The organism is Peribacillus simplex, assembly GCF_001542915.1.
Taxonomy (GTDB): domain Bacteria; phylum Bacillota; class Bacilli; order Bacillales; family DSM-1321; genus Peribacillus; species Peribacillus simplex_B.
Map to the genome: position 1 here is coordinate 1 of NZ_LNNH01000013.1, position 16,844 is coordinate 16,844.

Annotated in this window: 15 protein-coding genes; 10 read left to right on the top strand and 5 right to left on the bottom strand. The window is 34.2% G+C overall.

What is annotated here, in order from left to right:
* Nucleotides 1-242, top strand: a 242-nt coding sequence (locus tag AS888_RS26130) for a hypothetical protein (RefSeq protein ID WP_185113061.1), incomplete at its 5' end; no start/stop codon positions are given.
* 538 nt (nt 243-780) lie between these two features.
* On the opposite strand, the gene AS888_RS09020 is transcribed toward AS888_RS26130, so the two are convergent.
* On the bottom strand, nt 781-1,350 hold the full coding sequence (locus tag AS888_RS09020; RefSeq protein ID WP_061141867.1) for a tyrosine-type recombinase/integrase: 570 nt from the start codon (nt 1,348-1,350) through the stop codon (nt 781-783).
* 667 nt (nt 1,351-2,017) lie between these two features.
* Between AS888_RS09020 and AS888_RS09030 the strand changes: the two genes are divergently transcribed.
* Nucleotides 2,018-3,184 carry a RelA/SpoT domain-containing protein gene (locus AS888_RS09030; RefSeq protein WP_081092366.1) on the top strand — a complete coding sequence of 389 codons (1,167 nt, stop codon included), beginning with the start codon at nt 2,018-2,020 and terminating at the stop codon, nt 3,182-3,184.
* 204 nt (nt 3,185-3,388) lie between these two features.
* Here AS888_RS09030 and AS888_RS26135 read toward each other — a convergent pair whose 3' ends face one another.
* Nucleotides 3,389-3,559 carry a hypothetical protein gene (locus tag AS888_RS26135; RefSeq protein ID WP_185113062.1) on the bottom strand — a complete coding sequence of 57 codons (171 nt, stop codon included), beginning with the start codon at nt 3,557-3,559 and terminating at the stop codon, nt 3,389-3,391.
* Nucleotides 3,560-4,428: 869 nt separating this feature from the next.
* On the opposite strand from AS888_RS26135, the gene hemA reads away from it, so the two are divergent.
* The 6 genes from hemA to AS888_RS09060 all read left to right on the top strand — a co-directional run bounded on the left by hemA (nt 4,429) and on the right by AS888_RS09060 (nt 10,529).
* Complete coding sequence (gene hemA / locus AS888_RS09035) at nt 4,429-5,661, top strand: 5-aminolevulinate synthase (RefSeq protein ID WP_061141856.1); 1,233 nt, start codon at nt 4,429-4,431, stop codon at nt 5,659-5,661.
* Nucleotides 5,658-6,587, top strand: a complete 930-nt coding sequence (locus AS888_RS09040; RefSeq protein WP_061141857.1) for a DMT family transporter — start codon at nt 5,658-5,660, stop codon at nt 6,585-6,587. The genes hemA and AS888_RS09040 overlap by 4 nt, the downstream gene beginning before the upstream one ends.
* Before the next feature lie 284 nt (nt 6,588-6,871).
* Nucleotides 6,872-7,369 carry a hypothetical protein gene (locus tag AS888_RS09045; RefSeq protein WP_061141858.1) on the top strand — a complete coding sequence of 166 codons (498 nt, stop codon included), beginning with the start codon at nt 6,872-6,874 and terminating at the stop codon, nt 7,367-7,369.
* Nucleotides 7,370-7,510: 141 nt separating this feature from the next.
* Nucleotides 7,511-9,109, top strand: a complete 1,599-nt coding sequence (locus AS888_RS09050) for a hypothetical protein (RefSeq protein ID WP_061141859.1) — start codon at nt 7,511-7,513, stop codon at nt 9,107-9,109.
* A 21-nt stretch (nt 9,110-9,130) separates the two neighbouring features.
* Nucleotides 9,131-9,556, top strand: a complete 426-nt coding sequence (locus tag AS888_RS09055) for a hypothetical protein (protein ID WP_155645439.1) — start codon at nt 9,131-9,133, stop codon at nt 9,554-9,556.
* A gap of 358 nt (nt 9,557-9,914) precedes the next feature.
* Nucleotides 9,915-10,529 carry a MerR family transcriptional regulator gene (locus tag AS888_RS09060; RefSeq protein ID WP_061141861.1) on the top strand — a complete coding sequence of 205 codons (615 nt, stop codon included), beginning with the start codon at nt 9,915-9,917 and terminating at the stop codon, nt 10,527-10,529.
* 428 nt (nt 10,530-10,957) lie between these two features.
* Here the strand turns inward: AS888_RS09060 and AS888_RS09065 are convergent, their stop codons facing one another.
* Nucleotides 10,958-11,848 carry a hypothetical protein gene (locus tag AS888_RS09065; protein ID WP_061141862.1) on the bottom strand — a complete coding sequence of 297 codons (891 nt, stop codon included), beginning with the start codon at nt 11,846-11,848 and terminating at the stop codon, nt 10,958-10,960.
* Nucleotides 11,849-12,703: 855 nt separating this feature from the next.
* Between AS888_RS09065 and AS888_RS09070 the strand changes: the two genes are divergently transcribed.
* Nucleotides 12,704-13,522 (top strand): hypothetical protein, encoded by an 819-nt coding sequence (locus tag AS888_RS09070; RefSeq protein WP_061141863.1) that lies wholly within the window; start codon nt 12,704-12,706, stop codon nt 13,520-13,522.
* A gap of 169 nt (nt 13,523-13,691) precedes the next feature.
* On the opposite strand, the gene AS888_RS09075 is transcribed toward AS888_RS09070, so the two are convergent.
* Nucleotides 13,692-14,327: a ParB N-terminal domain-containing protein gene (locus AS888_RS09075; RefSeq protein ID WP_061141864.1), complete on the bottom strand. Its 636-nt coding sequence runs from the start codon at nt 14,325-14,327 to the stop codon at nt 13,692-13,694.
* 46 nt (nt 14,328-14,373) lie between these two features.
* On the bottom strand, nt 14,374-14,673 hold the full coding sequence (locus tag AS888_RS09080; RefSeq protein WP_061141865.1) for a hypothetical protein: 300 nt from the start codon (nt 14,671-14,673) through the stop codon (nt 14,374-14,376).
* 375 nt (nt 14,674-15,048) lie between these two features.
* On the opposite strand from AS888_RS09080, the gene mobQ reads away from it, so the two are divergent.
* Nucleotides 15,049-16,844 (top strand): MobQ family relaxase (gene mobQ / locus AS888_RS25000; RefSeq protein ID WP_081092367.1); only part of this gene is annotated, 1,796 nt, incomplete at its 3' end.

Here is a 16,844-nt window from a genome sequence, read left to right on the forward strand (position 1 = left end):
CTGAAAGAAAGGACCTTGAAAAACAGCTCCATACTTTAGGGAAAATGGAAGCGAGAGTCCCAGAATTTAAAGGACAAATTCAAGCCCAAGAAAAGGGTCTTGGCCTATTAGAGGGCATTATGAATGGCATTGAACAGGCAGGAAGGGACATGCAGCGAGAACATAAACAGGAACAAAAGCGCCTTACAAAAACTAAAAGCAAAGGGAAAAGTCGTCCAAGTGGATGGGAAATGGAGAAATAAAATTTTAAGTGTACTATAGAATATAGTTTAAGTTTTTAGAGACATAAGCCAAATTTTTGATACACAGCCCCTTGCTTGTTGGAGTTCCCCCCCCCCCCTTCTGAAACAGAAGGGGGGGTCTTCTATTTGAGAAGCCCCCCCCCTATTGTTTAATTTAGTTTTTTGCGATTTTGAAAAACACTAAAGGTTTAATGGTTTTTTCATCTATGAAGATTTATCTTTGTGCATAGAATTTTCGATGTTAATGTTGCTATAACGGATAAATGAAACAAAAAATAACCACCCCATGCGAGCAAGCTGAGGGGTGGTTATTTTCTCTTGTAACACCTTTTAAGCTTTCCCCATTGAAGGGAATTCTTATCTTCATTATAGTATATTAATTTCTAAAATTCATGTACTTTTCGTTATTTAACCTGGTCTATCTATACTGATTTTTATTTTTTCTTCAATTTTCTAAAATTTAATAGAACAGGGGGGGGTCTCAAATAGAACCCCCCTGTTCTATTTGAAAACCCCCCCTGACTGTATAAAGAAGGGCTTAATGAAAAACGCTAAAATATTTCAATACGTTGTTTGTTTCTTCTTCTGTAATGCCGATATAACGCAAGGTAACGGATGGATGAGAATGATGCAGGATCCGTTGTAGCATCGCAATATCCTTGGTCGCTTTGTAAAACCAGTAGCCAAATGTTTTTCTTAAAGTATGGTTGCCGACATGTTCTACGCCAGCGAACTCTGCAGCCTTGTTTAGCTGCCTGTAGGCCTGAGTAGGGGTAATGGGGCCTTCTCCCTTCCTAGACGGGAATAAATAGGGACTCGGGATGTTTTTGGCGTACTCATAAACCTCCTGAAAGCAATTCGCGATATACATGTCGCGGATTTTTTGCGTTTTGCCTTCTTTGACCCGGATAATCTTGTTTTGTTTGCTTTTAAGGTCCAGGATCTGCTTTGTGGTCATCTTGAGTAGGTCCCCGACACGCAGGCCGGTTTCGCAGCCTACCACAAACAGGATGTAATCCCGTTCCGAACAATGGCGCCTCAGCGCCCATTTCATATCTTCGAGTTGCTGCTGATCCCGGATCGGCTGCACATTTTTTGGTTGCGTCATCTTCATGGACCTTCTCTCCTTCAATCCCTTATGTACCAATGATTTGAATGTACGATTTTTCTTGTGCTTTAAGTATATAGAGAAGAAGTGAAAAAAAGTCAATGAAATCAAGGTTTTGAATGTATGATAATTCCCATTATCATACATTCGAATCATGAAGTTTAAAAATCATTAATGAACTAACGGGGCAGGATAGTTGAATAGGAATCCGACAAAAAAACACCGAATATTATATAGAAGATGAGACAAAAGAATACAGGAGGAAAATAAATGGGCTTCTTTTGGGTAGATTTAATTAATTGGAGCTTCATTGCTTTTATTTATATGGGGTTTATGGAAAAAATCTTGGAAAGCATTATTACTAAGTGGAATTGCACATGTCCCCCATCACTATATTTCATTGGTGGAAATGGTTGGTTCAGATTGGTTGCACTCCTGCCTTTAATTTCTTTTCTGCTTGCTTTTTATACAAAAAAAGTATCAACTTATTCAATATTGTATAATTTCATTGTTCACTTTTCAAAAAATTGAGCAACCCTTTTCTTTTTCGAATGATGCGACTTCCCTTATTATTTTCGTACTAGAAGTGTTGAATAGTCTAAAAATAATATAAAGTGTAGTTGTAATTTAGTATAATTAGTTAAATGGATTTTTTTGGGGGAATTATATGAATATTGAAAGAGATGCTTTTATAAATAAATATAATCTTGATGTAAAAATGATTGAGGAATTTCAAATCGATTGGAACAAATTAGATGATATTTATTATGATTTTATAGATAGAAGAGAACAATTAGATGTATATTCCAACTTATTAGCAGAACTTCTAAGAAAACATCCAAAGGTTCATACTGTTAGATCTAGAATTAAGGATCCAGAACATTTAATAGCAAAATTAATAAGAAAAATACCTGAAAGAAAAAAAAGTAAGGGTGAAGATTTTGAGTTTACTATTGAAAACTATAGGACTGAAATAACAGATTTAATTGGTGTAAGGGTTATACATATATTTAAAGAGGACTGGAAAGATATCCATGAATTTATTAGTACAACTTGGGCAGTCAAAGAATTGCAGGTGAATATTCGCGAGGGTGATAGTCGTGATATTTATGAAGAGCAAAAAATACCTATTAATTATCGGGAAACAGGATATAGGTCTGTCCATTACTTAATTGAATTTGCACCTACCAATGAATTATTAACTGCAGAAATCCAAGTAAGGACAATATTTGAGGAAGGATACGGAGAAATAGACCACTTATTAAGCTATCCTAATAATAATATCCCGGAAGTATTAACCTTGAATTTATTAATGTTAAATAGGTTGGCTGGTAGTGCTGATGAGATGTCCTCTGCAGTTAAAATTATTAAAGAAGAGTGGAGTGAAATGCAAGATTCATTAATTGCTAAAGATAATGAACTAAGGAAGTTAGAATCTAGAATTGAAAAGCTAAATATTGAGAAGCAAGAAAAAGACTCCTTGGTTAAAGATATAGGTAAAATTAGATTAGAATCTTGGTATACTGATTGGTCTGAGAAATCACCTATTTTTGATATTAAACGAAACTTAGGTCCAAATTGGTCTACAGAATTATCTAGCATTACTAATAATAAAAAAACCTTTAGTAATTACTGGTCTGAGAAATCACCTGTTTTTGATATTAAACGAAACTTAGGTCCAAATTGGTCTACAGAATTACCTAGCATTATTAATAATAAAAAAATTCTCAATCTTAGTAGTGATAGTGATACTTCGACAATTAATAAAGGATCAAAAGAAACTGAGCAGGTGGAAGTTGAACTACAATCCGAACCTAAAATTGATGAGGAATAACTAGGGAAGGATACTAGTCTTGGTGGAACAAGGTCTTTAAAAAATAAAAAGTTACTTTAAGAAAAAAAGAGTGGTCTTGGGTGCTCTTTTGAATGTGCGATCCATCACATTATCATACATTCAAATCCTTGTTCGTTTTCTTTCTTTATGAGACTAAAAAGAACTCCGGGAATCCTCCAAGAGTTCATCATTTATAATATTTTTTTATTTTTCTTTTCGTACACCCTTAAATGGTTGGGAACCACTTGTTTTTTGATCTAAAAATCGGCCTGTTCCTGCATCACGTTTAACCCAGTTTCCATTCGGTCCTTGAAATTGAGTTCGTCCTTTCACAGCGCCGACTCTCCCTTTACCTGGTTGTCCGTTTTTTGCCATAAATTCCACCTTCCTCCCCTTAGTATTTAGAGATGTGTGTTTGTAGAGAATCCGGTAAAATTCACTATTGATACCTTTAAGTAAGAATGTTACATTCTTACTTAAATAAAGTTTTTTAGAGAAATATTTTTAAGAATCGGAGGTCCCCAAACCTTCGATTCTTTTTACTTTCCACCGCGAACACACGATCTCTAAAACATCATACTACACATTAAATAACGCACAACATATTGTGTTTTATTCATTTAATAAAACACAATATGTTGTGCGTTATTAAATGAATAAAATATTTTGTCAAGTTGGGAATTAGTTGAAAAACAGCCATATGTATAGAAGTTTGAAGGTAACTTAATAGTAATTTTTAAATATTATTTACAGTCCGGTTGAATTGAACGATAACAAGGTAGAGATGCAACTAGTGTTATAGGTCCACGTAATCGAGAAGAAGTATATGATAAGGAAAAAGATTGATTGCTTTTTTATTATGAATTAGAACGAAACAAAAAGTTAAACAAGAAAAGGAGGACGCCAATCGGCGTCCTCCTTTTCTTGTACTACATTCAAATTTGAGTAAACAACTACCCCTTATGAACTAACAGGACAGGTTAGATGAAAAAAAGAAATTTTTTTGCATTTTATTGCTGGATAGTATATTTGCTAGTAAAAGTTTGAATAAATCATTATTAATATAGAATATTTTGTATTTAAAAATAATAATCCATGTTGACAATTAACTTTTATTTGTTAGTATTTCTTTATTATTACATTTATACCAATTTTTATTTTTTGATTTAATTTCTTATGTAATTCTATTAATTAATTAATTAAATTGGATAAATAAAATAAAAATTATTTTAGGTGGTTAAATTATGTATGAAAAGATCATTAATGATAAGTTGAATGAACTAAAAGAAAGTGGTCAATATCGCCAATTTGTTACTCTTAATCGCATAAGTGGTCAATATCCTTTAGCCCAATTAAATGGTGATGAGAATGGTAAACCTGTAGTTGTATGGTGTAGTAATGATTATTTAGGAATGTCTCAGCACTCACTAGTAACTGATGCAATGCATAATGCAATTAGAATGTATGGTGCCGGCTCTGGTGGGTCTCGTAATATTGGAGGAACACATTATCAATATGCAGAGCTAGAAAAAACTCTTGCAGAATGGCATGGAAAAGAATCAGCTCTTGTTTTCCCTACAGGTTATGGATCAAATGATGCTACACTACAGTGCCTATTAAAGCTTTTCTCCAATTGTATCGTGTTTTCGGACGAACGTAATCATGCTTCCATTATTAATGGTATTGGTAGCGCTAAAGTTGAAAAATCGATATTTAAGCATAATGATATAGCTCACTTAGAAAGATTACTAGATGCACAACCCCTGGATCGTCCAAAAATAATTGTATTTGAATCAGTTTACTCAATGGATGGGGATGTTTCACCAATTGAAGAGATTGTAGCTCTTGCTAAAAAATATAACGCCATTACTTTTCTCGATGAAGTCCATGCCATTGGAATGTATGGACCCAGAGGTGCAGGGATTGCTGCAGAACTTGGTATAGCTCACAAAGTAGATATTATTCAAGGTACTATGGCAAAAGCTATTGGTGTAATAGGAGGGTATATTACTGCTTCTGCTTCTCTAATCGATGCGGTTCGTTCTTTTGCATCAGGATTCATTTTCACAACTTCCTTACCTCCTGCGGTTATAGCTGCTTGTCATGCTAGTATTAAACATTTGATATCATCAGATAAAGAGAGAATTTCACTTCAAGAGAAGACAAATATTTTAAGAGATTTTCTCACTAAGGCAGATATTCCGATAATGGAATCAAGCGAAACTCATATTCTCCCTGTTTTAATTGGAGATGCTAAGAAATGTAAGAAGGCAGCAAAAAGATTACTTGATAAACATCAGATATACTTACAACCTATTAATTCACCTACAGTAGCTGTTGGTACAGAACGCTTTAGAGTGAATGTAACACCTAACCATACTGAAGAACAAATATCCCATTTAACTGTTGCTTTAACAGAAGTTTTCACTTATTTTGATATTCCTTTGTCTAGTAGATTAGTTTTAGTAAACGTATGATTAACTTAATGTACATATTTTGTTTATTAGTGTGGGGGCTTAATTTTATTGCAGTAAAGATTCAAGGTACACCTGTTAGTCTAGAATTATCTTTAACCTATCGTTTAGGTTTGACGGCAGTCTTATTTTTGATTCTGTTGTGCATTCTTAAACCTACAGGTAAACCTATGAAAAAGGATATCCCATATATTATCGTATTTGGAATATGTAATTTTGCCTTAAGCTATTTATGTCTTTATTACGCGACTATCTTAAGTTCGGCAGCCATGGTTACATTGATATTTTCATTGAAAGTTATTTTGACACCCATTGCTCTTCGAATTTTTTTGAAAGAGACTTTGCATTTACGTATCTTGATTGGCGGAATAATCGGTGTGCTGGCTGTGTGCATCGTTATTTACCCAAACTTACATGACATTCATGGTTTTCAGGATATAAAAGGTATCATGATTGCCGTTCTTGGTACCATCCTTACTGCATTGGGCGATGCGAGCTCGGCTAGAAATGCTAAGGAGCAGGTGAACCCAATTTATGCTAATGTAATTGGATTTGCAGCAGGAGGAATTCTTTTAGCAGCAATTGTACTCATTAAAGGACAAGCAGTTAGTATACCAACATCTGTTTCATATTTATCTGCTTTGCTCTATTTAACTATATTCGCCTCCTTTGGAGCTTGGTTATTTTACCTAAAACTTGTAGAGAAAATAGGTGGAGCGAAAAGTGGATACATGGTTGCCCTTTTTCCGGCAATAGGAGGTATAGCTTCAGTGATGATTGGTGAATCAGATCCATCCATTTTCTTGGCTGTTGGCTGTCTTTTCAGTTGTTTAGGTGCTGCTATTGCATTAGGATTAGGCACGCGTATTAGTAAGTTAAACTTGAAAGAAGAAAATTCGATTAACAAAGGAGAGCCTTCTTCGAAATAAAATATTAGTGGCTTTATAAGGGATCCAATCAGAAAAATGCGGATTTACTAGAGTATTATTGATATTTTGTATTTTACAACTATAAATTATTCAAGTATTGGAATTTTTTACTTAATACTGTTTTTTTTTGTAAAGAAACATGGTATATTCATTTTGGTTGAATAGTAAAAATAGTCTTTCTTTTTTTATAACTGGTCATAAAATTCCAAATATAAACAAAAAAAAGATATATTAATCGGTTCAGCTTAACAATAATTAGATATGAGATAATAGGGGGATTTATTTTGTTTAAGAAGCTATTAGTATTATCAAGTGGAATTGCAATCAGTGGAATGTTAGCTTTACCGATGGGAGAGGCTAAAGCTCTTTCAAATAATTGGAGTTTATCCGACAATGGTTATGGATTTGAACCAGGAGTTATGCATTTAAAATCACAGGGAACTATCACTAGTAGTTTTGCTAGTATAAAATATGATGGGTATGCAAGTACAATAGTTATGAAAGATGTGTGGGAACCAGGTACTAAAATTGTATGTACGATTGATGGTAGGGAAGAAACAGTTACAGCCGGTGGGGATAATACAACACTGTTTGATGCTGTTACCAAGACCTCTAGCGATAACGGTAAGGCAGCAGTAATTGCAACACTCAATATGGATAATACAGACAGCTCAAAGACAGCACTACTTTCGGCAGATGTATATGCTTGGGGTTCTATTAGTATAAATAATGGCGCTACTTATGAAGATAATTTAGTGGGTGTAGGTGACCGAGGACTATAATAATGGACATCAAAAAAGTCGATATAATCGACTTTTTTTGATGTCTTCCTCGATAGTAAAATTATAATTTTACTTAAATATAAAGGATTAATGATAACAACTCGAACGTACATTTTATTTCATCACGAAAGGACATTAATTATGAAAAGAAGTTCTCTAAGTATTATTATTTCATTATTTTTAATATCAATGTCAATAACCGGTTGTATCAACTCTGAAAATACATCTAAAAAAGTATACTCAAAGGATTTATCATCTCCATTAAAAGAACATTATGTAGTAACTAGTAAATATTCAGGATTTAGTGAAAGTGATTCCGACATATATTCTAATAGATGGGTAAGTGAAATATATAATCTATTCAATTGGGAAATTCCTGAAAAGAACAAACTTCAAGGATATTATAATAATGTGAACCGAAAATCCTTATTAACAAAAGCTATGGACACTGAAGATAATACTATCCGTGATTATATTAAATTTAACAGCAATCTAGGAGTTAATTATAGTAAAGATGAAAAAGATGATTTAGTTGATATGCTATACAAATATACGGTGAAAGACGATTATCTAATAAGAATTGAAACTAAGAAATATCTTGATATTCCTGTTGAGGGTGACGAGTATAAAAGTTTTGAAACAAAAATAATATCTAATCTAAATAATACTGAAAATATTATGGAAAAAATAGATTATTACTATGTACTGATGTTGTTAGACAAAGAACATCCTTTGCTCAAAAGAAAAGTTATAAAAAATCTAACAATAAATATACAAAATAGAAGCCTAACGCCAGTTGATATCAATAGACTTTACAAAGAAAAAAAACTTAAAGAACAATTTGATATTAAATTCACCCCATATTTCTCTCAAAAAGACTTACAAGATGTAATAACAAGGTATACGCAATTAAACTCAGAGATGTCTATACAGACTCTATATAATTTACTTTATATATCAAAATCTATTATAAATAAAGATGAACTTGATTCTTTACACAAATTTTTTGATGGAACTAAATTAGAAAATGGCTGGACAAGGCCTGATCAAATTTTAAATGTATATTCTACTTATCAAGGTTTAGTTGTTGCAGTAAGAAAAAATGAGTTTAAAAATATAAACTCAGATAAAGTAAACACATATTTAGAAAAATCATTAAATAACATTAAAAACAAAAATATATATCAATATAATGATTATTTAAAAATAAAATACATCCTTCAAAGTTTTATTTTAACTAAGAATAATGAAGGTATTAGTAATGTGAAAGAAATTATCTCTAAATCCCTTAAAACTGTACAAAACAAGAAGATCACAAAAAATAACGTTGGAGAAGCTATTGTTCTTATAGAGTTAGCTGACATCTTAGATATTAACAAATCTGTAGTAACAGAAGAATTTATAAATCAAACTCAAAAAAACATTGTGAGTGATACTAGCAACTTGTTAATCCAATATTATAATTTATCTAAATTAAGTAGGTACTCTAAGTTCTCTATTAATAGTGAAAAGCTATCTAAATTCCAAAACAAAGACGGTACATTTTCAGAACCAGGATTATTAGATTCAGAAGCAACTAGGCTTGCAATTGAAATATATGGTAACATAGATAAAACAGTACCTAAAAATAAGCAATTAATTGACTATTATATGGCCAGAGATAAAAAATTAAAAGAAAAAAATGATTTATCTCTACTTGGACAAAATTATGAAATTTTAAACTTACTACAAAAGGAGTAAACTATGAGGTGTTCAAAATTAGTGATTACATTAATTATTTTAGTTTTTTGTACATCATGTTCACCTAAACATGAAAAAACAACGAAAACTCCAACATTTAATTATGAAAAGAATACTCTTATGGGGAAGAACGGTAAAATAGGTATGAAATCAGAAACCTTAAAAAAGGGTAAGGAGTCCGAGATTACTTTTTATGTTTGGGGGACCGAAGAAGAACTTTCTACCCCATTTGAAGTAAGGGGAATAAACGAAAGTAAGCTAGGAACAAAAAAAGAATCTGTTATTCCTCCTATCACAATTTTAAAATATAAAGATTCAATAATCGGTGAACCAAATTTAATAATAAAGAGTAAGGTTAAACCATTAGAAGATGGTAATTGGAAATTAACTACAATGTTTAATGACAAGAAATTTTACACATTCAATGTTAACGTTTTAGATGAATAAATTTTTATAATAGTCCTTAAAAGTAGTGATTTATGGGATAATGAATATTCATACGAGCACTGAGATTAAAAAATAGTTTAAGGTGATTCTCTTTAAGAGATCACCTTTTTTTCTTTGTTTTACACTGTAAATTAAAAAAGAAATACCATTACACCACAGCTAATAGACAAACGTTTTATTTATGAAACATGGATTTATAATTTATACTTAGATTCATGGCAGGATTTAACCAGGATCATGAGTAATTAATACATACATAGCTCTTAGAGATAGATAAAATCCTTTGTAAATTTACTTATCAAACCCATTTATCCAACTTACCCATGTTTAGACCCAGATTAGAAAGGTGGTAGGAAACTTGAATAAAAGTGAAAATCCAGATGAAGAAAAGCAAGTTGAAAACTTGGATAAAGGTTTTACCGTAAAAGAAGTAGCAAGCTTCATAAATGAAACCCCAAATGTCATTAGAAACTGGTTTAAGGAGCTGCGCCAATACATCCCTCACGAAAAGAGCGACAAAGGTAACGGCTATAACATTTATAAGCGTGAAGGTATAGAACGCTTCAAAGAGATACAAGCTCTTCACCGCGAACAAAACTGGAGTATGAAGCAAATAGAACATTACTTTGCTACTGGTGGAGAATCATTCAAGCCGGAACCTGAAAAGAAAGCCGGGGAATTGATCGCGGAAGAATTAAAAGCCATGCGTGAAGAAATGGCGGCACTTAGGGAAGAAAATAAACAAATGAAAGAACAGCTTGATAATCAGGAAAATTTCAACAAAGAATTTGTTATCCCAGGTATCCAACAAATAAAAGGTGAAGTATCTAGCATTAGAGGAAGTATAGAACGCGATAAAGAACTGGATGAATTCAATAGGGCAGCAAAGGAAGCTAAACAATTAATAGCAGCTGCCAACGAAAACCCGGATAAACAAAAAAGGGGCTTTTTCGCTCGACTTTTCGGAAAGTGAATAAAGAAACTCAGGGAAGCCACCATCTACAATCTCTACAGAGGTACTAATATAAGCTTCGGAATTGGAAAACAGAGATGGAAAAGACATTTTGAAAATTTACCATCGTTTTGATGTAAATTATCTCTTTAAATGTTTCTATAACGTATAAAAAGGTAATTCAGTTGCTGAATTACCTTTTTATTAATGCTAAAACTACCTGTATTATCAATTTATTATAATTATCCCTATATACGTAAAAAAGCATTAACAATTTATACTGTTAATGCCTGCCTTTTTCTTTGCAATATAATATCTCTTTAATGAGATTAAAATTTAAATTAAATCTTCTCGCCCAGACTAAGCTTGCGAGGTTCACTAAGACAAGAATTTATCCCTCTTAGTAATTCAATATTATACACAACTACAAATTCATTTGCAAGTTTATTTTAAAAATAAATATCATTAATTTTTTGCTGGTTAACAATTTTAGAATTAATAACCGGCAAAGGATCTATAGGATTAGCATGGTTAGGTACATTGATTGGAATTTTATTGGTTTCAAGTCCCCACATATTTCTTGCAGCAATTGTAGTAATGAAATCAATAATTTCACTCCCAGCATGAGTTATAGGTCCAGTCTGAGCTACTTCTTGTTTTCCAATAAAACGAATTTCATCAAATAGTGTTTTTATAATTTCAGGTCTAAAATGCTTAGTACCTAATGTTATTGCATGATGATAAGCTTCTTTTAAATCATCTCTTTCTTCTAAACCTACATCTCCATCGTATCTTAACTTTGTAATACATTTACTTTGCTTATTATATCTAGTTTTTGCTGAATGGTGTAAATCAAGTAAATATACAGCCATTAAATCAAGATGTTCACGAAGAGCGATATAAGGAGGAAAGTAAACAAAGCTTTTGAAGTCTCGATTTCCGTGTTGGCGAATGTTATGTCTAGGATTAGATTTAAGACCAGTGACTTGGACAACAAAAGGTAAAGAACTTATTGTATTTAAAACATCATTAAAAAAATTATTCAATTTACAATAATCTATATTTCCTGAACCATCACCAAATATATAAACCAGATCAGGTTTATATGGTCTATTTGTCTTTGGTTTAGGATTAAGTAAATATTTGATATCTGTAAAATGTAATACTTGACCGTTAGGAATATTATATGTATTACGAAGAGTTGCCCATTCTACTTCAATAATTTGTATATAATCAGCCTTTCGAGCAGTCATACTTGCAATAGTATAATGTTGCATACCATTATGTACTATTTTTGATTCATCCAAATAGCTTATACATAAATTATGATTGTTGCTCATGATTTTCTCCTTAGTTAATAATTGGTAAAGTAACACTCAAATAAACAGTACATAATATACATCATGTAGTTAGACTTAGTTCAGAACTGCATATCCCCTTGTAGGCTTAGTCCAGACAAGGGGATTTAAAAAAACGCTCATCTTTGAATAATAATAGTTAAAGGACAAGCCTACGTCTATTTGTAATTTTTAAAAATGATTATTAATTTCAAAATTCACACTATCTCTCTTTCACTTAAATAGCCAAGAGTACGCTCCAACCCCTTATTAGGTCATAGAACAAAAATGATTAACGTAACTCGATTTTTTTATTCAGCTGCCAGGTTTCTTCAGGAGCTACAAACGCCAATAGATCAATCATGTATAAAATCCTGAATACACGATAAACGAAAAAAAAACTGAGAACCACCCCTATACAAATGGGCTTGGTTCTTTTGCTACACTCCTGAAAACAACATTTTGTAAACTGAAGGATTGAATATACAAAGACTATTTTCTTTTTGTATAGTTATACGTTATAGCGTAAAGATACACAAACTATCAAATTCACTTGTTTTTTGGTAGCAATTGTTGGATAATTAACCATAACAAAATATGGACGAAAAAAAGAACCTCAACGTGTTTAAGTGGTATCCCCATACCCTTAAACCGTTCCCCCTAATTGCCCTAGGGAAAACACTTGTCGAAGTTCTTTGTTACTAATAAAATTATATCACTTATTCTAGTGTATATTACTTTCAGTTTCAAGGAAAAAATATTGTTTCTTTCTATTTAGACACAATAAAAAAGACACTGTTTCCCTTAATTTTTATCGGGAGTAGTGTCTTTTTTATTGTCCTCTAAGGAGGAAATACCATGTTAGTCGCAGGAAGAATTGAAAATTTTAAAGACTACAGCAAGTTTAGCAGCATAAAGGAATTTAACAATACGATTGAAATGTTCCTAGCCGAACATAAAAAAGATTTTACGAAAGGAGAACTCGTCGCGTTTAAACGCTTAGTTCGATTCTCCGCCAAATATGCCGGTGTAGCCAATGCCAAGATTGGAACGATCCTAAAAGCTATTAATGAAAAACTGATGGGGTTTGGGGTCAGCCGGTCCACGTTTGAACGAATGCTAAGAAAAGCAAAAAAGTTAGGGATCGTATCCATCGTAAATACGAAGAAATCTAAAGGTGGAAAAGGACATAATGTCTATATTTTCAACACAATTGATGTATTTAAAAAGAGAAAATTGACGCATTGTGAGAATCAAGAAAAACCTTGTGACAGTAAGGTTGAACCCTCTAACTTTGAAAGGGAAACTAGTAATCTTTTAGAAACTAGCAAGAAAAAGAACTTAAATATACGTAAGAATGTTCATTTAGATGCTACATTTACGGCTTCTTATGTTCCTAAAGAATTTGTCCAAGCTGTCCAGCCTTTTTTTGATCAGGCAGCTGTGATTGAAAACTTTTGGAAAAGTGTATTTTTGGATACGAAGTCTATTTCACACATAGTCAAACAAGAAACCATTACATATACGGCCATAGATGCCTTTAAACAATCCGTTAGAGGCTATAAACGAGGAAAAGTAAAAACCAACTTTGTTCGTTATTTTACAGGTACCTTTAAAAAACGTATGGATCAAGTATATTCAGAGTTGCCTTTACACGTTTTTTCATCCCATACATAAGATTCTAGAAAAAAAGAAGGAAATTGCTTGTGCATAGACTGCATTCACTCTAGTTTCCTCTTTATTTAGCTTCCTAGTGTGTTTGGGGATATATGGTCAACCCAATGGGTATGCCATTAGGTAAAAACGCTAGACGGAGCTTCTAGCGCCCTTAAAACATCTATGCTTTTTAAATATTGGCTGGAGTCGTTTCTTTTTCGTAAGTAACAGGGACGAACTCTAATTCAAGCTGTTGAGCCACGATGTAACGCCTATAGCCATCTGTCAGCATGTTGGTCTTCCGGTTAATGGTTATAGGTTCATCTAAATGTCCGTTCTGTTTAACAAAGTTCACGACTTGCTGCGTTTTTTCAGGATTCGGATGCGAGTTTAAAAACGCTTCCGGCACTGTGATGGCTTTCATGTCCATAAAATCCTCGGTTCCTGTTGGTGCTTTCGGTTTTTCTTTTGGCTTTTCTGTTGCTTGGCTCTTTACCGGCTGCGTTGCCTTCTTCTCCGGTTTTTCAGGGAGAACGGACACTTGAAAACAGATCAACCCGATTTCTCCAGGACAATCCTCCACAGATACATCCAATGTGGGTTCACCTTGCACCATGATTTTTTGCTGATTAATATTTTTGGCCGTGAGGCCGGATTTTTGAAGCTGTTTCTGATTGAGAAAGACCGTATACGTAATCGACGAACCTCCTGGAAGTCCCTTGGGGGAAGAGGGGGAACCACTTTCCTCCATATCAAATGTGTAAAAAGAGCCTTTCTGACACAAGGGGCTTACAGGTTTTCCCGTTACCGTCATTTTATGTGGCATGCTCATTTCTCTCCTTTAGCATTTTAATGAATACGGATCAGATCTCTTATCTTTTTTGAAGCTCTTTTTCTTTTTGATTTTTCAACTCTTCTAGGGACAGTTTCAATAAATCCTCTTTTCGATTGGTGACGACTTTTTTTAATCCCCATGCTATTTTTTCAGCTTCTTCTTTGCTCGTAATCTCAAAGTGATGTTCAAAAATGGCGCCGATCTCAATCAACCGTTTCGTCCGTTCTTTTCGTTCCTTTTGTTTGATTCGACTTTCCACTTGCTGTTTTTGTGCCTTCATTTTCTCCATCTTTTCTTCTAATTCTTGTAATCTCTCACTATCCGTTTTACGAGCCATATAATCAAACCCCACCTTCATTCCCATAATTTTCTTTAAGTATAGCGAAATAGGTGATAGAATACTAGACAAAAGGGAGAAATCGCCACAATGAGTGTGGCATGATTCCCTGAGAGCGAAGATCAAAGGGCGCACTTATACAAACTTTGTTTGTGTGCGGTTGCTACGCAACGGAATAGCATATTCGCTAGGAAGCGAATACAAAAAACCAAATCCTTCATTCGGCTGCATGCCGAATGGAAAAGGTGTATCCGTCTACGGGACGGATACGAAAAGGCCTCGCCTGTTCGGCGAAAACGAAATGAAGCAGCCACCATCTTCGATGCTGTCTGTTTCATTTCGTATTATAAAACCCATCAAAGGAGGTGCGCGATCATGGCCATTTACCATTTCTCAGCCCAAGTGATTTCCAGAAGCAAAGGTCAATCGGCTGTGGCTTCGGCAGCTTATCGTTCTGGTGAACGATTAACGGATGAACGGACGGATGAAACCAAATTCTATAAACGAGACGTGCCACCGGAAACGATGATTCTTGCGCCCTCTCATTCTCCAGAATGGGTACACGATCGGCAACAACTTTGGAATGAAGTAGAGAAATCTGAAACCAGAAAAAACTCACAAGTGGCGAGAGAAATTAATATTGCGTTGCCTAGAGAAATCTCCCAACAAGAACAAGTGGAGTTAATTCGTGGCTACGTGCAAAAAGAATTCGTCGATCAAGGCATGATTGCTGATGTGGCGATTCATCGAGACGATAAAGACAATCCTCATGCCCATGTGATGTTGACCACTCGTGAAATTTCCGAAGAAGGATTCACCGTAAAAAATCGGGACTGGAACAAAAAAGAGTTGCTGCAGCAATGGCGTGAACAGTGGGCCGTTCATGCGAACCAATCCTTGGAACGTGAAGGCATTCAAGACCGCATCACCCATGAATCTCATGCCAAACGAAACCTTATTCTTTTTCCAACAGTCCATCTTGGCCATGTGGCTCATGAAATGGAAAAGCGCGGGGTCCAAACGGACCGAGGAAATATGAATCGAGATCGTCAGGAATATAACCGTCTTGTTGTGGATCTCCAAACTTACCGAGAAGAAAAAAAAGCCTTGGAACAAGAGAAGGCACGCCAACGAGAACTGAAACAAAACAAAGAAACATTCAATACGGCTGCGGAACGTGTGGACTTGCAACATGCTTCCAACATGTTAAAAGCTGAACCTTCTTTGCAGAACATTGTAAAAAGACGTAAACAGCTCGATCAATGGGAAAATCGAGTCCATAACGGTGATCAATATCTCCGTTTGAAAACGGGTAGAATCCGAGAAGCTTCTGATCATTTTAGATGGACCAATACGTTTAAGAATAAGATTCAGGAAGCCCAGCAACGAATGGACAACATCAATTGGTTTAATCCTATAAAAGTAAAAAACAATCAACGAATAAAAGAGGAAGCTGAAAAAGATATTTTCCATGCTCAAGATCAAATTGCTTTCCACGATGATAAGCTGAAATACCATCGTGAAAAACTCGGATTCATGACTGAAGAGGAATTTAGCCAGATTAAAAATCAGCATGAAAAAGATTTTCCAAGACTCCTGGAGACAAATAAGGATGCTCTTCAGCAAATTAGATCAGAACGAGATGTGCTTCAGAAGGCTGAAAACGCCCATAGACATGCTTTTGTTCGTCGAGTGGCTTCTTACTATCCTGAACGACCTGAAATGCGTTATATGAGCGTTAAAACAGCTAAAACACTTATGGAAATTAATCGAGGAAATGGAAATAAAGTGGTCTCACTTGAGACCATCCAAAACACAATAAATACCCGTAAAGAAGACATTCGCAGGCTCCATGGTGAATTGGATCGTGTGAATCAGCATCGGTCACGCCTGCAGCGTGCTGAAAGCTATCTGGGAAATTATGAAAAACAGCAGGCCTTGGCTGAAAAAATCGAGAACAATCCTTACTTAAAGGGAAAACTGCGTGTTTCAAAAACGGCTAAACTAGAGTATGAGCAAGCAATTTCTTCACGTGATAACAACCAAGGGTTGATGGAAAAAGAAGGGGTTTCTGAAAGAAAGGACCTTGAAAAACAGCTCCATACTTTAGGGAAAATGGAAGCGAGAGTCCCAGAATTTAAAGGACAAATTCAAGCCCAAGAAAAGGGTCT

Bases quoted from the DNA above. Each gene is read 5' to 3' on its own strand.
- AS888_RS09020 (WP_061141867.1), bottom strand. From the start codon at position 1,350: ATGACGCAACCAAAAAATGTGCAGCCGATCCGGGATCAGCAGCAACTC.
- AS888_RS09030 (WP_081092366.1), top strand. From the start codon at position 2,018: ATGAATATTGAAAGAGATGCTTTTATAAATAAATATAATCTTGATGTA.
- AS888_RS26135 (WP_185113062.1), bottom strand. From the start codon at position 3,559: ATGGCAAAAAACGGACAACCAGGTAAAGGGAGAGTCGGCGCTGTGAAA.
- hemA (WP_061141856.1), top strand. From the start codon at position 4,429: ATGTATGAAAAGATCATTAATGATAAGTTGAATGAACTAAAAGAAAGT.
- AS888_RS09040 (WP_061141857.1), top strand. From the start codon at position 5,658: ATGATTAACTTAATGTACATATTTTGTTTATTAGTGTGGGGGCTTAAT.
- AS888_RS09050 (WP_061141859.1), top strand. From the start codon at position 7,511: ATGAAAAGAAGTTCTCTAAGTATTATTATTTCATTATTTTTAATATCA.
- AS888_RS09065 (WP_061141862.1), bottom strand. From the start codon at position 11,848: ATGAGCAACAATCATAATTTATGTATAAGCTATTTGGATGAATCAAAA.
- AS888_RS09070 (WP_061141863.1), top strand. From the start codon at position 12,704: ATGTTAGTCGCAGGAAGAATTGAAAATTTTAAAGACTACAGCAAGTTT.
- AS888_RS09075 (WP_061141864.1), bottom strand. From the start codon at position 14,327: ATGCCACATAAAATGACGGTAACGGGAAAACCTGTAAGCCCCTTGTGT.
- AS888_RS09080 (WP_061141865.1), bottom strand. From the start codon at position 14,673: ATGGCTCGTAAAACGGATAGTGAGAGATTACAAGAATTAGAAGAAAAG.